This window comes from Elizabethkingia argenteiflava, assembly GCF_009904105.1.
GTDB classification, from domain to species: Bacteria; Bacteroidota; Bacteroidia; order Flavobacteriales; family Weeksellaceae; genus Elizabethkingia; species Elizabethkingia argenteiflava.
The window spans coordinates 24,342-43,359 of sequence record NZ_JAAABJ010000595.1 but is presented as its reverse complement, the minus strand read 5'-3'; the positions used below and the strand labels follow the sequence as shown (position 1 = coordinate 43,359).

Sequence of the window (19,018 nt, the reverse complement as noted above, 5' to 3'; positions counted from 1 at the left end):
TTTTCTTATGTTTTTGCCACATCCTCCTGAATCTTTACTTGAAGAAATCCTTCAGCTTTATCCAATAATTTTCGGCAATCGCGACTAAGATGGCGTAAAACCACTTCTTTATTCTGATTCTCATATTGATGAACAACTTTCTTTAAAGCTCCTATAGCCGACATATCCATAACGCGAGAACCTTTGAAGTCAATAATAATTTTTTGAGGGTCATTATGAATATCGAATAGCTCATTAAAGGTGATGGAACTTGCAAAAAAGAGCAATCCGGAAATTTCATAGATTTTATGCCCTTTCTCATCAAGTAATATTCTGGCACTTATTCTTTTAGCATTATCCCATGCGAAAACAATGGCTGAAATTGCCACCCCTATTATAACGGCTAAGGCTAAATTGTGTAAGAGAATCGTAATGACGGCTACTAGAATGCCCACGAAAATATCCGATATGGGCATCTTATTCACAATCTGAAAAGAGGTCCATTGGAAAGTATTAAAGGCTACCACTATCATAACCCCCACCAATGCAACTCGAGGGATTTGCTCAATTACAGGGCCTCCTACCAAAATAATAAAGAGTATACTCAGTGCACCTATGATTGATGAAATTTTGGTTCTGGCTCCTGCCCCTATATTTACCAGGGTTTGCCCCACCATAGCACAACCACCCATACCTCCAAAGAAACCATTGCTGATATTGGCCACCCCTTGTGCTATAGATTCTTTATCGGATTTGCCTTTGGTATGCGTCATCTCATCTACCATATTGAGCGTTAAAAGCGACTCTATGAGGCCAACACCTGCCATGATCAGGGCATAGGGAAAGATGACTCCTAGGGTCTCCAAAGTAAAAGGAACTCGAGGGATGGCAAAGGACGGAAGAACACCTGTTACTGAGGCAATATCGCCAACTTTTGGAGTATCGATATGCAAAAAATACACAATCCCCGAAACAAGCATAATCGCTACTAGTGAAGAAGGGATAGTTTTTGTTAGACGAGGAAAGATTAAAACGATAGTCATCGTTAATATGGCTAAGCCCAGCATCATATATAAAGCTGCCCCTTTTATCCACTCTTCTGTTCCATTCTGTGTAATTTTAAATTGCTCTACCTGAGCCATAAATATAATCACCGCAAGACCATTTAAAAAGCCATACATAACAGGTTGTGGGATAAGTCTTACATACTTCCCGAGTTTAAAAACACCAACCAGTATTTGCAGAATACCGGCAAGTAATACTGCTGCAAACAGATACTGTGTTCCATGTACAGATACTAGAGATATTAGCACCACAACGGTAGCTCCGGCACCCCCAGATACCATACCAGGCCTGCCCCCTAATATCCCGGTTACCAAACCCATTATAAATGCTGCATATAACCCCGTAAGAGGGGAAAGTCCTGCTAATAAAGCAAAGGATATAGATTCAGGAATCATAGTCATGGCTACGGTAAGACCTGCTAACGTTTCTTTTAAAATATTGAGATTCGTCCAAGGGAGACGACTTATAAGTTTGGTCATATAGAAATAGAAAAGGTTAAATGATAATTTAGGCTCTCTTAAATAACAATTGGAAATAAAAATATAATTACAGTCTTGTGTAATAATGGGAGACATAAAAAAAGATTCGTAAGTCGAATCTTTTTTTATCGTAAGTTTTATGTATACCTGGAAGCGCAAAAAAAGGCCAAAGGCATTCTTTTATCGAAATTTCTTTATTTTATTTCTACAGGGAGCTTGGCTATAACATCTATTCCCCCTTTTGTAATATCCCCTATTTTGCAAAAAATCTGAACATCTAAAGGTAAGAATACATCCATCCTGGACCCAAATTTAATAAATCCATACTCATGTCCCGCTCTTGCGACATCACCAACTTCGGGGTAAAATACAATCCGACGTGCTACATAGCCCGCAATCTGCCTAAAAACGACCTCTACACCTGGTTTACTTTTTACCGCCACCGTAGTCCTTTCATTGAGTTCTGAGGATTTTTCATGCCAAGCTACCAAATATTTTCCTTGGTGGTATTTTTTATAGATTACCTCTCCACTTACAGGGTAACGACACACATGTACATTAAGTGGAGACATAAAGATCGAAACCTGGAGACATTTTTTCTGCAGAAATTCTGCTTCAAAAACTTCTTTTATCATGACAACTTTACCATCTACGGGAGCAATAACATTCTCTACGTGATCTTGTATCTCTCTGTCTGGATTTCTAAAAAACCATATGATAAATCCATACAATATCAACAGCGGAACGATGAGGATAAGCGACCAAAGCTTAAAAAAATAGATGCTACTGATCGAAATAATAATAATTGCTAATAAAACCGTAATTAAAGTTCCTTTTCCTTCTCTGTGAAATTTCATCTAAAATCTTGTTAAAATCATAAAATAAATATATAATATAGGAGCACAAAGCATAAAGCTATCTAATCTATCTAGAATCCCTCCATGCCCTGGTATAATATTTCCAGCATCTTTCACCTTAAATATTCTTTTTATTTGCGACTCTACCAGATCCCCTAAAGGCGCAAATAGTGCAACTAAAAACCCTACAACTATCCAGTTGCCTTTCATATCGGGAAATTTATATTCTATAGCATAGCCTAAGGCCACAGTACACACCACTCCTCCAATAAATCCTTCCCATGTCTTTTTAGGACTTATGCTAGGAGCCATCTTATGTTTCCCCAGCAAACGTCCGGTGATATATGCAAAGGAATCACTACTCCAAATCAATACAAAGAGCATAAAAACTTCTGTGCTGAAATAAGTATTATAAGGTAAATAATCGGGTAAACCTAAGGCAAATCCAAAAGGTATGGTAAGATATACAACGGAAAGAATCATTTTCCCGGGAACACGCTGTACTTCTTGAGGATATTTGAAAAGTGTAATAAAAACTAAGATCAGCAGAACAATAGCAAAGATATCAATGATGTGAATCCCTGTATAAAAATACTGATAGAAAAACTTATAAGAAAAACGATAATAGAGGCATCCGACTAATACGAGGGTGCACACAAGTTGCCAAAAAGATTTCAATTTGGTTACTTTTATACATTCATAAAGCCCCACCAGCATGCAAAAAGTTATCAATCCATAATAGAGGTAAGATTGATGTAGAGGTAATGAAAAGACTCTTAAAAAGAAAGTAGCACCATAGGAGGTTGTACAAAGAAATATTATGCATCCGTATATCAATCCTGAGACTAAGCGCTGTATGAGATTTTTATCCAAAATGATATCTTTTAATCTTCCAGCAAAAGTAAGAAAAGTTTAGTATTATTCGGATGAGGGGAGTCCAATTTACAAATATTTCCACTAATAGAGGTAAGGTTTTTCAAATTACCGCGACGCTTTACCTTCATCATGGCGTCATTAAGATTCGCTACAATCTGAGAAATGTTAGCCATAATAATAATTTTATTAGGCAACGAGGAAGAGGGAAAATGTTTAATATTATTATAGGAAAGCATAATACGCCCGTCAAAAGCTATTAAATATTCACAGGAGATAAAAGCAGCATCGTTGGTTAGATCCAAATCTTCTGTATAAGGAACTTTTACCACATCCAAGAAATTCTGTAAATCCTGATCACAGCAAAAAATAGATCTTACTTCCTCCAGCTTAAGTATAGAATTCAAGGATTGTAAAGCTTCAGTTTCATTAGCACAATAATTAAAAAAGCCTCCCGAATGGGTGAAAAGTTGGGCAAATTTATAATCAAGATCAGCATTTTTCAGTTGATCTTCCAGACGAAAAGAAGTCAGTTCCTCTTCTTCTAAATTAAATAACTTATTAAAAAACTTTTTAAAAACGCTCAACTTAAATCTTTCTAATTATTGCAATAAATATAAAAAACATTTCCTATATTTTCTCAATACAGGAAATGTTTTTAAGTCTTACTCAATAGTGTTGTTTTCAGCTGTAGCAGAAAGAGGCTGCTCTGTCAATTCAGGATCCCAAGCTCTCTTTCCAAAGATCTCTTCCAGATCTTCTCTAAAAATAACTTCTTTATCCAATAACTTAGAGGCTAAAGCATCTAGTTTATTTCGATGGGTAGAGAGAATTTCCACAGCGCGTTTATACTGGGTTTCTATGATTCTATGAATTTCGCTATCGATGAGCTTCGCCGTCTCTTCAGAATAGGGTTTTCCAAATGTATATTCTTGTTGCCCCGAACTATCGTAATACGACAAATTTCCAACGACATCACTCAACCCATAAATAGTTACCATAGCTTGTGCTTGCTTGGTCACCCTTTCTAAATCCGAAAGAGCTCCTGTAGATATATTCCCAAAAACCACCTGCTCAGCCGCTCTTCCTCCTAAAGTTGCACACATCTCATCAAGCATTTGCTCGGTAGTGGTTAATTGTCGCTCCTCTGGTAAATACCAAGCAGCACCCAGAGATCGGCCTCTTGGTACAATGGTTACCTTCAAAAGAGGTGCAGCATGCTCTACCAACCAACTAACGGTTGCATGTCCAGCTTCATGAAAAGCTACTCTGCGCTTTTCGGAAGGTTTTATTGCTTTATTTCTCTTTTCAAGCCCTCCAATAATTCGGTCTACAGCATCTAAAAAGTCCTGTTTATCAACCGATTCATGGCCATTTCTTGCGGCAATTAGTGCGGCTTCATTACAAACATTTGCTATATCTGCACCACTAAATCCAGGAGTTTGTTTGGCCAGAAAATCTACATCTACAGAAGTATCTAATTTAATTTTTTGGAGGTGTACATTAAAAATTTGCTTGCGTTCATGCATTTCAGGTAAATCCACATATATGGATCTATCAAAGCGTCCGGCACGCATCAAGGCTTTGTCTAGAATATCTGCACGGTTAGTGGCTGCCATTACAATGACATTGGTGTCGGTACCAAAACCATCCATTTCAGTCAATAACTGATTCAAGGTGTTTTCCCTTTCATCATTGCCCCCAGTTATATTGCCTCTGCCTCTGGCTCTACCAATGGCATCAATCTCATCAATGAATATAATAGCTGGTGATTTTGCTTTTGCCTGCGCAAATAAATCGCGTACTCTAGAGGCTCCCACCCCTACAAACATCTCTACAAAATCTGAACCCGACAAAGAAAAGAAAGGCACCTTCGCTTCTCCTGCTACTGCCTTGGCTAATAATGTTTTACCTGTACCCGGAGGTCCTACCAATAAAACACCTTTTGGTATCTTCCCCCCCAATCGGGTATATTTATCTGAATTTTTTAAAAAATCCACAACTTCCTGAACTTCTTCTTTAGCGCCCTCTAACCCGGCTACATCTTTAAAACTCACATTAACCTTCTCTTTTTCATCAAAAAGTTTAGCTCGGGATTTCCCAATATTAAAAATTTGTCCTCCCGCACCGCCGGAACCTCCGGCAATCTTTCTAAAAAAGATATAGTAAAAGAGAATCATAATCCCTACCCACACTAATACATTCATTAAAAAGCTGCTCCATGGCGAACTTTCGGTATCAAATGTTAGTTTGGATTTTATATTAGGGTCTGCATCAATGATAGCATTATAACGCTCCTGAAAATATTTTAGATCCCCAAGGTTCACCGTAAAATCAGGGGCTTCTTTCATAAAGCCCATCATTGGTGATGGTGCGTGTTTTTTCTTCACCAGCGCAGGATCATTTTTTGCTTCAGATGTTAAAAAAACCTGTGCTATATCGGTGTCTTTTAATACAATTACGTTTTTAATTTTATTTTGACTCAATAAGGCATAAAAGCCTTTTTCATCCATCTTTTTTGTCTCCGATGGAGACATCAGACCTGGGAGAAAAAGCACTAGCAATACTGCCACAAAGATCAAATAAAACCAATTAAATCCTTTACTCTTCATTATTTCGCTTAAAATTAGGTAAGTTATGCTTTTTAAGATTCTATTTTTATGACTTTGGCATCCCCCCAAAGACTTTCTATATCGTAATATTCACGGATATGTTTTTGGAAAATATGCACCACAACCGAAACATAATCTACTAATACCCAAAGTGAATTGTCCGCGCCCTCTACATGCCAAGGGCGGTCCTGCAGATCATTTCTGACTTTTTTTTCTACGTTCCCGGCAATGGCAGCAACCTGAGTATTGGAATTCGCACTGCATATAATAAATGTATCGGCAACCGTATTTTCTATATTCGAGAGATCTAAAACCTGAATATTTTCTCCTTTGGTATCCTGAATAGCTTCAAGTATTTTTTCGGTTAGTTGCTGTTTTTGTGTATTTTTACTCATTCAAAAAATTGTAATATTTGCAAAGTTACTTTTTTTTATTTCAAATTTCCTTTATTCACTTCAAAAAATATGAATAGCTTATTTTACCTCTCCAGTGTGGAATCTACTAACGATGTGGTTTCTCAATTATCACAGCCAGATCTCAATGGCATATCTGCAGTTTACACCTTTGATCAAACCAAGGGGCGGGGCCAATATGGAAATACTTGGGAAATTCAAAAAAATAAAAATGTAGCCTATTCTTTTATTCTGGAAGCTAATCGCATCCGACTACCCTTTAGTCTATTCAACTTTTATACCGCTCTGCTACTTCGCGATTTTATTGCCAAAATTACCGAAAATGATGTGAAGGTCAAGTGGCCTAACGACATTATCCTACAAAATAAAAAAATAGCAGGCCTCCTAATTGAGAAAAAAAGAGTTAAAAACTCCAATTTTTATATCATAGGACTGGGCATCAATATATTACAAGAAGACTTTGGTGGTTTATCTAAAGCAGGATCTATTAAATCCCAAACTCAACTCAGTCCGGATTTACATACTTTCGCCCAAGAACTACACGATCATCTTTGTGAACATATTTTTCTTCCACCTGAGGAAGAAGAACTTCTAAAACTGTACAATGAGCATTTGTTTAGAAGAGAGAAAATATCTGTTTTTGAGATCCATAACATCAGACAAAATGGCATTATATCCCATGCCGATAGAGAAGGCTTCCTCCATGTAGAATTGGAAAGTGGTTTTGAAAAATTTTTCCATAAAGAGATTAATCTCCTTTATTGATTGGCTCGCTTCCAATACAAAACAAAAGCAACCGGAGCAAAAACTATATTCGGCAACCACATCGCCAATAAAGGCGGCAGCGTCTGCGAGGTGGACACCAACTTTAAGACTTCAAATGAAAATACAAATACAAACGCCAAAGAAATCCCTATAGCGAGATTAATCCCCAACCCCCCCCTTTTCTTCTGTGAAGAAAGCGATAAAGCCAAAAAAGTTAGTATAATAATGGAAAAGGGCATGGCCGTACGGGCATAAAGCTCGTTTTGATAAGCAGCTACATTCGCATTTCCTTTTTCTTTTTCATGGCGTATAAACCGAATAAGCTCTGGGGTCGTTTTATTTTCTCCCAATAACTCATTCGGAAATATTTCCTCCGGATCTCCTCCTAATTTCTGGTACTTAACTTCCCCTTTAGAGAGTTTTTCGGTATTGTCTTTATTGATGGATTTTTCATAAAAATTGGTGAGTAAAAAACTCTTTTTCTTCTGATCCCAGGCCGCTTGTTCAGCCGAAATTTGGTAAATTAATTTCCTGTTTTTATCAAATCTTTGAAATAGATATGTATCCCCACTTTTAGCCTCGGGATCGTAGCTATTCATAAAAACAAATTCTTTGGGAGAAATCTGAGTCGATATTTGTCGCCTATCAGTAAATTTACGCTGTTTAGTTGTGCTATAAGTATAAATAATCAATTTATTTTTCTTGACATTCGCCCAAGGAAGAATAAAATGATTGACAACGAGTATAGATGACGCCAATAATAGCGCAGCTATAAGATAAGGTCGGGCGAATCGATGAAAGCTCACTCCTCCACTGACGATAGCTACGATTTCAGTATTATTAGCCATTTTAGAAGTGAAAAATATCACAGTTATAAAAACCAAGATCGACATAAAGGTCATCACTAAATAGATGAGCCAATAGGGGTAAAAATGAATAAGAAAGTTTCCTATTTTTAAGTGGCTCGCTTCTATACGAGGCATTTTAGACTGAATATCTATCACCAAAACAATGATAGAGATAAGGGCCAACATAAAGGCTAAAGTCCCTAGAAATTTCCGGATAATATATTTATCAATGATACTCAAAGGCTATAGTCTGTTTTTTAATTGAGGTATTACGCTATTTTTCCATTCATAGAAATCTCCAGCTAAGATATGTTCTCTCGCCGCTTTTACCAAATCTAAATAAAAAGCTAGATTATGAATAGAGGTAATCTGCTTACCCAAATATTCCCGTGCAGAAAAAAGATGGCGCACATAGGCTTTAGAATATTCTCTATCAACATATGAGGTTCCAAATTCATCTAAAGGCGAAAAATCTTTTTTCCATTTTTCGTTTTTAATGTTGACCACTCCATTCCATGTAAAGAGCATTCCATTTCTGGCATTCCGCGTAGGCATAACACAATCCATCATATCGATTCCATGCCCAATGGATTCCAAAATATTCCAGGGTGTCCCCACCCCCATCAAATATCGGGGCTTATTTTTAGGAAGAATATCCGTCACTTCATCTGTTATCCTGTACATTTCTTCCTCAGGTTCTCCCACAGAGAGCCCTCCTATAGCATTTCCTTGGGCGCCTACTTCGGAAATGATTTCAGCTGAAATCTTTCTTAAATCAGAATACACGGAGCCTTGTACGATAGGAAACAATCTTTGAGTATGTTCATAGTATTCGGGATTATTTTCGTTCCACGAAACACATCTTTTCAACCAGCGGTGGGTAAGCTCCATGGAGCGTTTGGCATGATTGTATTCACAGGGATAAGGCGTACACTCATCAAATGCCATAAAGATATCCGCGCCTATTTTCCGTTGTATCTCCATCGAAATTTCAGGAGAAATAAAATGATAACTCCCATCAATATGGGACTTAAACTTCACACCCTCCTCACTCATTTTACGGCTTGAAGCTAGAGAGAAGACCTGAAAACCACCACTATCTGTAAGTATCGGAGCCTTCCAATTCATAAATTTATGCAAGCCGCCAGCCTGCTGCATTACCTCCATTCCTGGGCGCAGATAGAGATGATAGGTATTTCCTAAAATAATCTGAGCTTTAATATCTTCACTCAGCTCCCTTTGGTGAACTGTTTTAACACTGGCCACAGTCCCCACTGGCATAAAAATAGGCGTATGTATACTTCCATGGTCTGTAGTCATAATACCCGCCCTGGCTTTTCCCTGGGCTGAAAACTTTTCTACTTCAAAAAACTTCTTCATATACTATTTGGAAACTTTTGTTTCTTTATTTTTCTTTTCAATGTATGCTTTTAGTTTAGGATCTTTCTGCATTAATTTCTCCTCAGCTTTATCAAAGATAGCCGGCAGTTCCTTCTGAATTAAATAATAATTATAACTCGTCAAAAAGCGCTCTCCTGATATCTTATGCTCTTGTAGAATATATTTGCTTACCCCTTTGATATCAGCTTGGGGATTAATATTGAATGTTCCCTCATAGATAGCCATATCTACAAATATGGAGGACATCTCCTCCTTTGAGATGAGATTTTTAGGTTCTTCTACATTTGAACATGCTAAAAGGCATATGAGGCATAGATAGACAATCACCGGTTTCATAATCTATTCATTAAGCTTTTCCACTTCAGGCTGAGTACTCCAAACAATGCTTCCTGAAAAATATTAACACTCATTTTAGATTCCCCTCTTGTGCGATCGGTAAAAACAATCGGCAGTTCTTCTATCTTGAATCCTTTTTTGTAAGCCCTAAATTTCATTTCTATCTGAAATCCATAACCTTTTAATCTAACCTTATCCAACTCTATGTCTTCTAATACTTTTCTGGAAAAACATACAAAACCAGCTGTAGTATCATGAATAGGGATCCTCAACAAAAACCGCACATATTTAGAAGCTAAATAAGAAATCAGTACTCTGCCCATAGGCCAGTTTACCACATTTACACCTTTAGAGTAGCGCGAACCGATTACCATATCAGCCCTTTGACAAGCTTCGTATAATCGTGGCAGATCCTGAGGATTGTGTGAAAAGTCGGCATCCATCTCAAAGATATAATCATAACCACTTGCTAAAGCCCAGCTAAAACCTTCAAGATAAGCTTTCCCCAAGCCCTCCTTTAATTTCCTTATACACAGAAAAACCTCATTGGGGTGTTCTAATTTCAGATCTTCCACGATACGGGATGTACCATCTGGAGATGAATCATCTACCACTAGAATATGGAAATCCTGCCCTAATCCTATTACAGCTTTTATGATATCAGCAATATTCTCTTTCTCATTGAAAGTAGGGATAACAACTAATTTTTTCATATAAATTGAGGACAAAGATAAGTTATTCTAAACTAAATTTTGTTAAGAGAATATAATGTGTTTATTTTGCAATAAAAATTTCCATTGATTAGAGTTATAGAAAACAATGATTGGATAATTTACAGTATCATAGGGATTATTATCCTCTACATCATCTCATCTAAGATACTGAATAAAGAAGTTTCTTTTATAGAGGACTTACAACTTTCCCTAGAAGAGAGTAATAATGTGGGTATTAGCTGCATTTTATCAAGTTTCATCTATATCTTTATCCTCTCTATTCTACTTTCACAATATATTCCTATCGTACCGAAGTTCATTACAGAAAATTTACACTTAAATGGTTATTCTTTAAATAAATTTGGTTTTACTTTTGTGAGTTATCTGGTACTCTATAGTGGAAAATATCTATTTTCTTATCTATTTTTCACTTGCTCTGGTAACATGCAACGCTGGAAATCCTATATGTTTAATCTCGGAAAATTTTTCAGAGTCATCACTATCTTGTTTTGTGCGATGACAATTGCACTTTATTTTTTTCCTATCAATCGCTTTCAAGCCTTAGAGTATTACATTTTTATCTTAATTTGTATTATGCTATGCAAGATAGCTTTTTTACTTTTTAGCGCCAGTCCTACCCTTCCGCAGGAATGGTATTATAAATTTTTGTATATTTGCACACTCCAAATCTTACCCCATTTGGCAATATGGAAATTTTTATTTTTTTAGTCATTTAAAAATAAATTGATGAAAATTAAATCGATTCTCGTCTCTCAACCGGCTCCTAATTTAGCTACTTCACCTTACGGCGAGATAGTTAAGAAGGCTAAGGTAAAGATTGACTTCAGGCCCTTCATACATGTAGAGGGTGCTGATGCTAAAGAACTTCGGGCGCAAAAAATTGATCTTAGCCAGTATACTGGTATTATTTTTACCAGCAAAAATGCTATTGACCACTATTTCCGTCTGGCAGAAGAAATGCGTTTTGCTGTTCCAGATACCATGCGCTATATATGCCAGTCTGAAGCTATAGCCAATTACCTGCAGAAACACATTGTTTACAGGAAGAGAAAAATTAGCTTCGGTGGAAAGACAGCCAAAGATCTTTTACCTCTCTTAAAGAAACATCATACTGAAAACTATCTTCTTCCTTCCTCTGACGTCTTTACTGAAGACCTTCCTAAGGTGCTAAATGAAGTCGGAGTGGAATGGAAAAGAGCCATTATGTACAGAACAGTGTGTAGCGATCTGAAAGATATGAGCATTGACACCTATGACCTGATTATATTTTTTAGTCCTCAGGGAGTCCGATCTCTATTTGAGAACTTCCCTGATTTTAAACAGGAAAACACCAAGATTGGTGTCTTCGGGCTAACGACTCAACAAGCCGCCGAAGAACTAGGTCTTCATGTAGACCTCATGGCTCCCACAAAAGAATCCCCATCTATGACGATGGCCTTGGAAAGATTTATCACAGCAAATAACAAATAACTTTGCTTAACGAATAGTAAAGCCATCAGCCTATTGAGGTTATGATGGCTTTTTTATTTAATTTTAATCCGCATATTATTCAGCTTACCTTATATGAAAAGACCCCAAGCAAATAAAATAAATCATATTCTCCTTAAACACGGAGACGAGAGATTAGATCCTTATTATTGGCTCAACGAAAGAAAAAAGCCAGAAGTCATACAATATCTAGAAGAGGAAAACCGCTATACAGCTGATATTATGAAAGATACTGAAGAGCTTCAAAATCTGCTGTATGAAGAGATGAAATCGCGCTATAAAAAAGATGACACCTCTTTACCTTATTTTTTTAACGACTACTGGTACATTGTTCGGTATGAGGAAGGAAAGGAATATCCTATCTTCTGCAGAAAGCATCAAACTTTAGATGCTGATGAAGAAATCATTCTGAACTCCAATCTTCTGGCAGATGGATTGGAGTTTTTCGAAATTGGAAGCCTTAGCATCAGTGAAGACAATAAAACAGCAGCTTATTCTTATGATAGCTTAAGTCGAAGAATCTATACGATATACTTTAAAGATATAGAAACGGGAGAAATCCTGAAAGACAGAATAGAAAATACAACAGGAAAAGCCGTGTGGTCCTCGGACAACCAATATGTTTTCTATATCCGAAAGAATAAAAACCTGCGAGCCTTTCAAATATACAGACATAAAATAGGTACCTCAGCCCAAGAAGACGTCCTAGTGTACCATGAGAAAGATGATACTTTCGACGTAAATGTATTCAAAACGAAATCATCTCAATATATTATCATCTCAAGCTCCAGTACTATTTCAGACGAGATGCGCTTTATTCCTGCCGACAATGTTTTTGCCCAATGGCAGATTATTCAGCCGCGAGAGCCCTATCTTGAGTATTCTGTGGAGCATTTTGAAACCGATTTTTATATCATTACAAATGCCGGAGGCGCCACCAACTTCAAACTTGTCAAGACTCCCATTGAGCAAACCCTTAAAGAAAACTGGACAGAGGTAGTTCCCCACCGTGAAGGGGTTTTACTGGAAGGCTTTGAAATCTTCAACGATTATTTGGTTATAGAAGAACGAGAAAAAGGACTCTTAAAGATTAACATTCGAAACTGGACAACCGGAGTGTACAATAGCATTGATTTTCAAGACCCTACCTACACCGCCTATATTAGTATCAACCTAGATTTCAATTCGGAAGTATTGCGTTATGGCTACACTTCCCTCACCCGTCCCTCCATCATTTACGAGTACAATATGAGAACGGGCTCTACTAAAATTTTAAAACAACAAGAAGTACTGGGAGGATACTTTAAACCAGAAGACTATATTTCGGAAAGAATCTGGGCTCCCGCAAGAGATGGACAACAAATCCCAATTTCTATTGTATATCATAAAAATACCCCTAAAAGTAAAAACACTCCCCTCTTACTCTATGGTTATGGGAGCTATGGACATACTGTAGATGCTACCTTTTCCAATATACGACTCTCCTTACTCGAAAGAGGGTTTATCTACGCTATCGCCCATATCCGAGGAGGAGAGTATCTGGGAAGAGAATGGTACGAAGCAGGGAAAATGCTCTCTAAAAAGAACACTTTCTTCGATTTTATAGACGCCTCCAAATTTTTAATTGAAGAGCACTACACCTCTTCTGAGCATCTTTATGCCATGGGGGGAAGTGCCGGAGGCCTGCTGATAGGCGCTGTTATCAATATGGAACCCAAGCTCTTTAAGGGAGTGATTGCTCAGGTTCCATTTGTAGATGTAGTTACTACCATGTTAGACGAAAATATCCCGCTCACTACAGGAGAATATGACGAGTGGGGAAATCCGAATGATGCTGTATATTACCACTATATGAAGTCCTACTCTCCTTATGATAATATAGAAGAAAAAGATTATCCTCATATTTTAATTACTACCGGATTCCATGACTCCCAGGTACAATATTGGGAACCTGCAAAATGGACAGCAAAGTTACGCGATCTAAAGACAGACAATAACTTATTACTCCTGAAAACAGATATGACTTCGGGGCACGGCGGAGCCTCAGGGAGATTTGAATCTCTGAAAGACGATGCTTTTGAATATGCATTTCTTCTTAAGCTAGAAAATAAAATAGAAGTTAAATCTAAAACCTCTATGCCATGATGAACGAACAAGAGCTTTGGGAAAAAGTAGAAACTTTTTTTGAGAAAAATTTCAATACCGAACCCAACCCTCCTATTGAGATACTGCTTTTTCTTATCGGAATACAGGAATTGGGAAGCGGACAGCAAACTTATTCTAAAGATGATAAACTAAATCTTATCCATATTGCTGTATGTCGTTTATTAGAACCCTATGGTTATTATAAATTCTTGGGATATGAGCAAGGCTGGCCTCAGTATGAAAATCTCCAGCCCGTACCCGAACTCAAATCTAACGAACAGAGCCTACTGATGAGAAAAGCGATCATTCAATACTTTATAGATGAAGGGCTTTTCGAATAAAAAAAGACTGCCTCAAAGAAGAGGCAGTCTTTTTTTATTATTCTTAAATTCCTATCATAGAATCTAGGTAAGCCTTACCTGAAAATCCAAATATTATGTTAAAAAACATCTTTTTAAGAAATTAAACACATTTTAATCCAATTTTTTTTCACTTTAATTTAATTTATTTCCTATTTTTAAGAAATATTTGAGAGCCCAATGAATAATAAGTTTATTCCTATTATATCCATTTTTATGACGATATCGCTTATCGTTTTCGTATCCATGCAATTATATTGGCTTAAGGAATATTACCGTACTTTGGAACAAGATTTCTCGAACAAGGTCTACGCATCTATGGATAATATTCAAGAGAAAGTGACGGATATAGAAGTTCAAAAATATTATGCTCATAACAAAAACAGTTTTATTAACGCCATTAAAAATCATACTGGACAAGCTACACAACAATATATTCAGTCGGTAACAGACTCTGCAAATAATAAAAGACTTATCGTCTTCTCTAAAAATATTATCGAAAAAAAAGATATTCCGCTTCCCACACCAGGGGATCATCTAGAGCTTACCAATTTATATGGAGATGAAGGCTTAATCAAGTTAAAAAATAATACTCCTCGACCCTTAACTTCAGAAATGAATCAGGATTTGATGAGCAACAACTTTACCCTCACCCAATTGGTAAAAGTCAATGCCAACAACATGCCTATTCAACAACGCATTAACTCTAAAGAACTAGAAAGACTCATTAAACGCCAGCTGAGCCTTAAAGGGATTAATACGTCAGTAGGATTTGCGGTATTTGATAAGAATAATAAACCAACCAAACTAGCCAACCAAAATTTTTTAGCTTTCCCAAACAAGCAGCGCTACAGTTTTGAACTTTTTACTGACAACCAGTACAAAACCCTCTATACTCTAGTTCTAACCTTTCCGACCAAAGATTATTCTTTGGTGGAAAATAACCTGCCTATGCTCGTGGGGACCATACTCTCTCTTCTTATCATATTAGGGATCTATGTGATTTCCATTAGCTATATGAGCCGACAAAAGAAAATCTCAGAGATCAAAACAGATTTTATCAACAATATGTCTCATGAATTCAAGACTCCCCTCGCTACGATTTCAGTGGCGACAGATTCTCTCAATAATGATAAAATCGCAAACAACCCAGAAAAGGTAAAATATTATTCAGGACTTATTAAACAGGAAAACCTAAGGATGAAAAAACAGGTTGAAAACGTTCTGAACATGTCCAAATTAGAACGCAATGAGATGAAACTCTTCCTGAAAAAGACCAATGTAAGGGAGCTGATCAAAAAAATCAGCCGTTCTTTCCGACTAATTGTAGAAAATCGAGAAGGCACATTAACAGAAGTATTTGGAGCAGATCAATACAATTTTAAAATCGATGAATTTCATTTTTCAAATGCCTTGGTTAATCTGCTAGATAATGCCAACAAATATTCACCAGAAAAACCTGAAATAAAGATTACGACAAGAAATGAAGGCAACTGGTATATAATTGAAATCTCAGACAAGGGTATAGGTATGGAAACCTATAATAAAAATAAAATATTTGAAAAATTTTTTCGAGAAGAAACCGGAAATATCCATAATGTAAAAGGGCAAGGTCTGGGACTCTCCTATGTAAAAAAAATAATTGAGCTTCACAAAGGACAAATACTTGTAGAATCTCAAAAAGGAAAAGGAAGTACCTTTACCATAAAACTTCCACTAATCGTCTAACAAAAACATTACAAAATGAACAACAGAATATTACTCGTAGAGGACGACCAGAGCTTCGGAGCTGTACTAAAAGATTATTTAACCATTAACAGTTTTGATGTAACCCTGGCAGCTGACGGAGAAGAAGGATTAAAAGAATTTACTGAAAACGAATACGACATCTGCATCACCGATGTGATGATGCCCAAAAAAGACGGTTTTTCATTAGCGGAAGAAATAAAAAAAATAGATAAAAATATCCCCATAATTTTTTTAACGGCTAAAAACCTTCGTGAAGATATTTTAAAGGGCTATCAGATTGGTGCTGATGATTACATCACCAAGCCTTTCGATACAGAACTCTTACTCTATAAAATAAAAGCTGTCCTGCAGAGAAGTTCATCTATTGAGGATGAAGAGCAAGAGCAATTTAAAATCAGCAATATTTACTTTGACTCTATGCTACGTCAACTAAGGGTACATGATAAAGAGTACAAGTTATCCCCAAAAGAAAATGAGCTCCTAAAATTACTCTGTATCCATCGCAATGATTTTATGCCGAGAGATCTGGCACTAAGAAAAATATGGAAGAAAGAAAACTATTTCACTGCTAGGAGTATGGATGTTTATATTGCTAAACTTCGGAAACTTTTAAAAGAAGACGAGGGCTTAGAAATTATTAATGTTCATGGAGAAGGCTTCCGACTATTGGTAAAAAATTAAGGCTTTTATTGTTTCAATTTAAGCTGTTCCTCTATTGAATAGTCTTCATAAGCCTTATTATTTTAGAGCAGGATGAAAAAACTTGAGATTAATCTCAAGTTTTTTATTTTTATTTAGCTTCTACACAAAAAATTCTATACGGTACCAAAACAGCGCTGGTATATATATGCCTAACCCTTTTAAGATCGGTGGCACCGCTAGACTTACTAAAATAACTGCCTGCCAGAATTTTATAATTGGGCCTAAGGCTGCTATCCAACTCTATTCTCAAATCGGGAAAATTCCGCCTCACTTCATATCTTATTCTGTTCGCATCTGCTCCATTATTGGTAATGGCTACTTGAATTTTATATCCGCTTAACTTGGGGGTATTTCTACATATATCAGCAGTAGTCAAGGATCTGGGTACAGAAGTTGATTTCGCAGGAGCCCTAAAAGGTCTGACATCAGTAGCTTCGGCCCCTCTTACTCCACTGCTGTTTGATACAACTGGGGTTTTAGAAATCCTGCAATTGCCCTCAGATTTCACAAGTAAGGCATCTATTCTACTATCCATCTGAGTAAAATATACCCCACCATTGATACTATCACTTTTCGTAACCATAGTTTGGGCACAAATATTTTGAAAACAAAATAAAGCTGCAATAAGCCCTATCTTCAATATTTTTTCCATTTACTTAAACGTTATTTTATACAAAAATAAAACTAATTCCTGAAAGTAATTTAGAATTGATATAAATTATTAAAAAATACCATTTCGATCAATTTTAAGTCCGTTAATATAGTGTTAAAATAGTAATTTTGCCGAATTATATCATAATAGTATCAAAAATTAACTAACCAAGATTAATTAAATGATTGATTGGAGAAAGCATCATAAGAAAGGGCTGATTGCAATAGGCATTTTGCTATCAACCAGCGCTCTTTATAAAGCACAAGACGTCCAAGGGGACCCTGCAAAAGGAGCGGAACTCTTCAAAACAAATTGTACAGCATGCCACACACTTGACAAAAAATTAATTGGTCCTCCGTTAAAAGGCATTGTCGAAAAACTTCAAAAAGAAGAAAATATCAACCGCGACTGGCTCCAAAAGTGGGTAAAAGACAATAAAGCACTCAGAGCCTCTGGAGATAAATATGCCAACAAAATTTTTGAGGAATACGGAAAAGTTGAAATGCAACAATTTCCGAATCTCTCAGAGGAGGATATTGATAATATATTAGCCTATACCTCCAACCCTCCTGCTGAGCCTGCTGCTGCTGAACCCAAAAAAGAAAATGATGCTACCGACCTCAATGCTATAAATGCACAAAAAGAAAGTGAAGCGACTACAAAAATTGTCATGATTTCACTTTTTGCTATCGCTAGTTTATTAATCTGGATCTTATTCAAAATAAGACAATTGGTAAAACTCAGTCAATCTGAGGAACTTTCTGAACTCAATAAAACAAGAATACAATCTTTCAGTGAGCTGTACGCCAAATATAAGATAGTAGGCCAAGGTTTTATGGCCATTTTAGCCGTTTTAGCTGCCTACGGAGTTTGGAATTGGATGATGTGGATTGGTGTATACAAAGGATACAAACCAGAACAACCCATTTACTTTTCACATAAAATTCACGCAGGAATCAATAAAATAGACTGTCAGCTTTGTCACTCTGGTGCCAAATATGGAAAAGTTTCTGAAATCCCTTCTCTAAATGTATGTATGAACTGCCACAAAGCTATTTCTGAGTACAAAGGAGAATATTTAGAACCAGGCCACGACAGAGACTTCTACAATGATCAGATTAAAATTCTCTATGCATCCACTGGTTGGGATCCTCAAAAAATGGCCTATACCGGCAAAGAAACACCTGTGGAATGGACTAGAATTCACAATATGCCTGATTTTGTTTACTTCAATCACTCTCAGCACGTAGTTGCTGGAGAGCAGGCCATTATCAATTCCTTCAACAAAAAACATCCTAATGACCAAATAGATGTTGTTTGTAAAGCATGTCACGGAAAAATTGATACCATGAACGTAGTACAAATGGCAAATAATTTCACCATGGGATGGTGTATTGAATGCCATAGGACTACTGAAGTGGATATGGGCAATGCTTATAACCAAGCCTATTTTGAGAAGCTTCACGATAAACTGAAGAAACAATATGGTAGCGCTACCAAGATTACAGTAGATGCTATTGGAGGTATAGAATGCGGTAAATGTCACTATTAATAACGAAAA

Annotated in this window: 18 protein-coding genes; 7 read left to right on the top strand and 11 right to left on the bottom strand. The window is 36.6% G+C overall.

Features of this window, described 5'->3' with window-relative positions; translation table 11 throughout:
- Nucleotides 1-5: 5 nt before the first annotated feature.
- The 6 genes from GNY06_RS10025 to rsfS form a co-directional block, all read right to left on the bottom strand.
- Nucleotides 6-1,523 (bottom strand): SulP family inorganic anion transporter, encoded by a 1,518-nt coding sequence (locus GNY06_RS10025; RefSeq protein WP_166519946.1) that lies wholly within the window; start codon nucleotides 1,521-1,523, stop codon nucleotides 6-8.
- A gap of 194 nt (nucleotides 1,524-1,717) precedes the next feature.
- Complete coding sequence (locus GNY06_RS10020; RefSeq protein ID WP_166519945.1) at nucleotides 1,718-2,380, bottom strand: phosphatidylserine decarboxylase family protein; 663 nt, start codon at nucleotides 2,378-2,380, stop codon at nucleotides 1,718-1,720.
- Nucleotides 2,381-3,253, bottom strand: a complete 873-nt coding sequence (locus tag GNY06_RS10015) for a phosphatidate cytidylyltransferase (RefSeq protein ID WP_166519944.1) — start codon at nucleotides 3,251-3,253, stop codon at nucleotides 2,381-2,383.
- 11 nt (nucleotides 3,254-3,264) lie between these two features.
- On the bottom strand, nucleotides 3,265-3,840 hold the full coding sequence (locus GNY06_RS10010) for an LUD domain-containing protein (RefSeq protein ID WP_166519943.1): 576 nt from the start codon (nucleotides 3,838-3,840) through the stop codon (nucleotides 3,265-3,267).
- Nucleotides 3,841-3,918: 78 nt separating this feature from the next.
- Nucleotides 3,919-5,865 (bottom strand): ATP-dependent zinc metalloprotease FtsH, encoded by a 1,947-nt coding sequence (ftsH, locus tag GNY06_RS10005; RefSeq protein WP_166519942.1) that lies wholly within the window; start codon nucleotides 5,863-5,865, stop codon nucleotides 3,919-3,921.
- 32 nt (nucleotides 5,866-5,897) lie between these two features.
- Nucleotides 5,898-6,260 (bottom strand): ribosome silencing factor, encoded by a 363-nt coding sequence (gene rsfS / locus GNY06_RS10000; RefSeq protein WP_166519941.1) that lies wholly within the window; start codon nucleotides 6,258-6,260, stop codon nucleotides 5,898-5,900.
- 69 nt (nucleotides 6,261-6,329) lie between these two features.
- Here rsfS and GNY06_RS09995 point away from each other — a divergent pair, with 69 nt between their 5' ends.
- Nucleotides 6,330-7,043, top strand: coding sequence for a biotin--[acetyl-CoA-carboxylase] ligase (locus GNY06_RS09995; protein ID WP_166519940.1), 714 nt, complete (start codon nucleotides 6,330-6,332; stop codon nucleotides 7,041-7,043).
- On the opposite strand, the gene GNY06_RS09990 is transcribed toward GNY06_RS09995, so the two are convergent.
- Genes GNY06_RS09990 through GNY06_RS09975 form a run of 4 tightly spaced genes read right to left on the bottom strand, consistent with a single transcriptional unit; the run spans nucleotide 7,037 to nucleotide 10,341 of the window.
- Nucleotides 7,037-8,131 carry an LptF/LptG family permease gene (locus tag GNY06_RS09990; protein WP_166519939.1) on the bottom strand — a complete coding sequence of 365 codons (1,095 nt, stop codon included), beginning with the start codon at nucleotides 8,129-8,131 and terminating at the stop codon, nucleotides 7,037-7,039. The two genes, GNY06_RS09995 and GNY06_RS09990, sit on opposite strands and share 7 nt — an antisense overlap.
- Before the next feature lie 3 nt (nucleotides 8,132-8,134).
- A complete protein-coding gene (gene tgt, locus GNY06_RS09985; protein ID WP_166519938.1) occupies nucleotides 8,135-9,271 on the bottom strand; it encodes a tRNA guanosine(34) transglycosylase Tgt in 1,137 nt (378 codons plus the stop codon).
- A 3-nt stretch (nucleotides 9,272-9,274) separates the two neighbouring features.
- Nucleotides 9,275-9,628, bottom strand: coding sequence for a DUF4296 domain-containing protein (locus tag GNY06_RS09980; RefSeq protein WP_166519937.1), 354 nt, complete (start codon nucleotides 9,626-9,628; stop codon nucleotides 9,275-9,277).
- Entirely contained in the window at nucleotides 9,625-10,341 is a 717-nt protein-coding gene (locus GNY06_RS09975; protein WP_166519936.1) for a polyprenol monophosphomannose synthase, read from the bottom strand. The genes GNY06_RS09980 and GNY06_RS09975 overlap by 4 nt, the downstream gene beginning before the upstream one ends.
- Nucleotides 10,342-11,088: 747 nt before the next feature.
- On the opposite strand from GNY06_RS09975, the gene GNY06_RS09965 reads away from it, so the two are divergent.
- From GNY06_RS09965 to GNY06_RS09945, 5 genes are all read left to right on the top strand, one after another.
- Nucleotides 11,089-11,832: a uroporphyrinogen-III synthase gene (locus GNY06_RS09965; protein ID WP_166519934.1), complete on the top strand. Its 744-nt coding sequence runs from the start codon at nucleotides 11,089-11,091 to the stop codon at nucleotides 11,830-11,832.
- 93 nt (nucleotides 11,833-11,925) lie between these two features.
- Complete coding sequence (locus tag GNY06_RS09960) at nucleotides 11,926-13,995, top strand: S9 family peptidase (protein ID WP_166519933.1); 2,070 nt, start codon at nucleotides 11,926-11,928, stop codon at nucleotides 13,993-13,995.
- The gene (locus GNY06_RS09955; RefSeq protein ID WP_166519932.1) at nucleotides 13,992-14,336 is read left to right on the top strand and encodes a hypothetical protein; all 345 of its coding nucleotides are present in this window, start codon (nucleotides 13,992-13,994) and stop codon (nucleotides 14,334-14,336) included. Before GNY06_RS09960 ends, GNY06_RS09955 begins: the two co-directional genes overlap by 4 nt.
- 198 nt (nucleotides 14,337-14,534) lie before the next feature.
- Nucleotides 14,535-16,082 (top strand): sensor histidine kinase, encoded by a 1,548-nt coding sequence (locus GNY06_RS09950; RefSeq protein ID WP_166519931.1) that lies wholly within the window; start codon nucleotides 14,535-14,537, stop codon nucleotides 16,080-16,082.
- A 15-nt stretch (nucleotides 16,083-16,097) separates the two neighbouring features.
- Nucleotides 16,098-16,784 (top strand): response regulator transcription factor, encoded by a 687-nt coding sequence (locus tag GNY06_RS09945; RefSeq protein ID WP_166519930.1) that lies wholly within the window; start codon nucleotides 16,098-16,100, stop codon nucleotides 16,782-16,784.
- Between the two features lie 109 nt (nucleotides 16,785-16,893).
- Here GNY06_RS09945 and GNY06_RS09940 read toward each other — a convergent pair whose 3' ends face one another.
- The gene (locus tag GNY06_RS09940; RefSeq protein ID WP_166519929.1) at nucleotides 16,894-17,457 is read right to left on the bottom strand and encodes an SPOR domain-containing protein; all 564 of its coding nucleotides are present in this window, start codon (nucleotides 17,455-17,457) and stop codon (nucleotides 16,894-16,896) included.
- Nucleotides 17,458-17,638: 181 nt separating this feature from the next.
- On the opposite strand from GNY06_RS09940, the gene GNY06_RS09935 reads away from it, so the two are divergent.
- Nucleotides 17,639-19,009, top strand: a complete 1,371-nt coding sequence (locus GNY06_RS09935) for a c-type cytochrome (protein ID WP_166519928.1) — start codon at nucleotides 17,639-17,641, stop codon at nucleotides 19,007-19,009.
- Nucleotides 19,010-19,018 lie beyond the last annotated feature (9 nt).

What these genes read in the sequence shown, in the direction of transcription:
- GNY06_RS10025 (WP_166519946.1), bottom strand. Translation starts at nt 1,523, where the DNA reads ATGACCAAACTTATAAGTCGTCTCCCTTGGACGAATCTCAATATTTTA.
- GNY06_RS10020 (WP_166519945.1), bottom strand. Translation starts at nt 2,380, where the DNA reads ATGAAATTTCACAGAGAAGGAAAAGGAACTTTAATTACGGTTTTATTA.
- ftsH (WP_166519942.1), bottom strand. Translation starts at nt 5,865, where the DNA reads ATGAAGAGTAAAGGATTTAATTGGTTTTATTTGATCTTTGTGGCAGTA.
- rsfS (WP_166519941.1), bottom strand. Translation starts at nt 6,260, where the DNA reads ATGAGTAAAAATACACAAAAACAGCAACTAACCGAAAAAATACTTGAA.
- GNY06_RS09995 (WP_166519940.1), top strand. Translation starts at nt 6,330, where the DNA reads ATGAATAGCTTATTTTACCTCTCCAGTGTGGAATCTACTAACGATGTG.
- tgt (WP_166519938.1), bottom strand. Translation starts at nt 9,271, where the DNA reads ATGAAGAAGTTTTTTGAAGTAGAAAAGTTTTCAGCCCAGGGAAAAGCC.
- GNY06_RS09980 (WP_166519937.1), bottom strand. Translation starts at nt 9,628, where the DNA reads ATGAAACCGGTGATTGTCTATCTATGCCTCATATGCCTTTTAGCATGT.
- GNY06_RS09975 (WP_166519936.1), bottom strand. Translation starts at nt 10,341, where the DNA reads ATGAAAAAATTAGTTGTTATCCCTACTTTCAATGAGAAAGAGAATATT.
- GNY06_RS09965 (WP_166519934.1), top strand. Translation starts at nt 11,089, where the DNA reads ATGAAAATTAAATCGATTCTCGTCTCTCAACCGGCTCCTAATTTAGCT.
- GNY06_RS09960 (WP_166519933.1), top strand. Translation starts at nt 11,926, where the DNA reads ATGAAAAGACCCCAAGCAAATAAAATAAATCATATTCTCCTTAAACAC.
- GNY06_RS09955 (WP_166519932.1), top strand. Translation starts at nt 13,992, where the DNA reads ATGATGAACGAACAAGAGCTTTGGGAAAAAGTAGAAACTTTTTTTGAG.
- GNY06_RS09950 (WP_166519931.1), top strand. Translation starts at nt 14,535, where the DNA reads ATGAATAATAAGTTTATTCCTATTATATCCATTTTTATGACGATATCG.
- GNY06_RS09945 (WP_166519930.1), top strand. Translation starts at nt 16,098, where the DNA reads ATGAACAACAGAATATTACTCGTAGAGGACGACCAGAGCTTCGGAGCT.
- GNY06_RS09940 (WP_166519929.1), bottom strand. Translation starts at nt 17,457, where the DNA reads ATGGAAAAAATATTGAAGATAGGGCTTATTGCAGCTTTATTTTGTTTT.
- GNY06_RS09935 (WP_166519928.1), top strand. Translation starts at nt 17,639, where the DNA reads ATGATTGATTGGAGAAAGCATCATAAGAAAGGGCTGATTGCAATAGGC.